The sequence below is a fragment of the Paenibacillus sp. MY03 genome (assembly GCF_002165585.1).
In the GTDB taxonomy this organism is placed as follows: domain Bacteria; phylum Bacillota; class Bacilli; order Paenibacillales; family Paenibacillaceae; genus Pristimantibacillus; species Pristimantibacillus agaridevorans.
Genome location: NZ_MXQD01000097.1, coordinates 1 through 1,675, shown reverse-complemented (window position 1 = coordinate 1,675; position 1,675 = coordinate 1). Strand labels below are relative to the sequence as shown.

The window sequence follows — 1,675 nt, the reverse complement described above, 5'->3', positions numbered from 1 at the left end:
ACCGCCTCCAAATTTTATTATGAATAACCGATGCATAATAAATCTGTAGAATTGCTCTTGAGGCCCTTTCAGTAGATACGTCGATCTTTTGCCGATAAAGCCTACTCCCGAGTCACTTCAAAATAGCGCGCCTGGAAAGATTGTGGCAAATGCACGGTCAACTTACAGCTATAAGTATTGTAATAAGTTCTTACCTGGTATTGCTCGCCCGATGGATATAACTGTTTGATTGACGTTTTCCTATTGCTTTTCTCGTTAGGAAGCTGAAGCTCTATATAAGACTCTGCGCTTCCCAGCCTCCAGACGGCAAGCAGGATGCGGGATTGATCCTCAGAAGCCAATCCGACGCAGGCCCAACCGTTTTTATCGTTCAAGCGAGTAAAGCCGATCGGCCAGATGGGGTAGGCTTGACGGATATGTTTTCTTTCTCGCTTGTAGAGAGCCACGCCTTCCTGGATCAACTTCCAGTTCAATTCGTCGGCCGCTTCAATATGACCCGACAAATACATGCTCCCGCACATGCCGTTAATCATATTAAAAATCGTCTGCTCGCCGTCTGACATGTTGGATTGATAGTCCTGCGTCGTTAGCAATTGCTGCTGTTCCTTCTCATGGAACAACAGCGGATAAGGATACGTCCAGAAGCCTGCCTGCTCCGGCAATATTGCCGCCAGTAAACCGCCGATGATCGAAGGATTGTTGTAATAGGCTTCCTGATCAGAAGTGCTATGCAGATGAAAGCGGGAAAGAATGCCGTAATCGGAGCGCATGCCTCCTGAGCCGCAGTTTTCCAGCAAAATGTGGGGATGCCTCGTTTTTACTTCTTCTATAAGAGCGTAAAAGGCCCTCATATTTTGGATCAGCCCGTCTGCTGCTGATGAGGCGAGACGATCGTCGCCATTCCCAATGCAGTCGTTGCAGTCATTGCGAATCAGACTGGCCCCCATGCCTACCAATTGGTCAATGATTTGATGCAGGTACGCGGTTACTTCAGGATTGGTGAAATTCAAAAACCAGCGAGGGCCGCCGCCGACGCGGGCGCCGTTGCGCATGAGAAACCAGGAATCCGGCTTTTGGCCGAGCTCGGCGTCCTCGCCGCATACTTCCATTTCCAGCCATATGCCGATACGCAATCCTTTTTGTCGAATATAATCAAAGATGCCTTGTAGTCCCTCGTCGCCAAAACGATCCTCGCTCGGTTTCCAATCGCCCAAGCCTGTCCCCCACGATTGATTCCCTTTCGCGAACCACCCCGCATCTATGCAGTAGCATTCGGCGCCTGCCGCAGCGGCCGCAGCGATTTGCGGAATGAGCTTATCCGTAGTCGGATCAGCCCATAGGCAATTCATATAGTCGTTAAAGATTAGCGGTGATTCCAATTCCTCTCCATGGGAAGGCTTCAAAAAGGATCTTCGGTATTTGGTCAACTGTTTCACGGCATCCGCGAAATTGCCGGTACAACAGCCGACCGCAACCGGTACCGCGGTAAAGCTTGCCCCGGGAAGCAATTCGTGCGTCCAACCGCCATATCTCTCGCTCGCGCCGTCGGCATGCAGAAACAAAGCGCCTTTGTTAAAGGCCGAGGTTCCCCGATACCCGACTTCAATATGCCAGTTCGCCGACGTCTCGATCTGCATGTACCACGATTTCCCCGTCTCCATATCTTCCAACACAA

1 protein-coding gene is annotated in these 1,675 nt (G+C 50.7%); it reads right to left on the bottom strand.

Annotated elements, in window-relative coordinates; all coding sequences use genetic code 11:
• Positions 1-101 precede the first annotated feature (101 nt).
• The coding region (locus B1748_RS35910; RefSeq protein ID WP_087572772.1) for a glycoside hydrolase family 36 protein at positions 102-1,675 on the bottom strand (1,574 nt) is incomplete at its 5' end.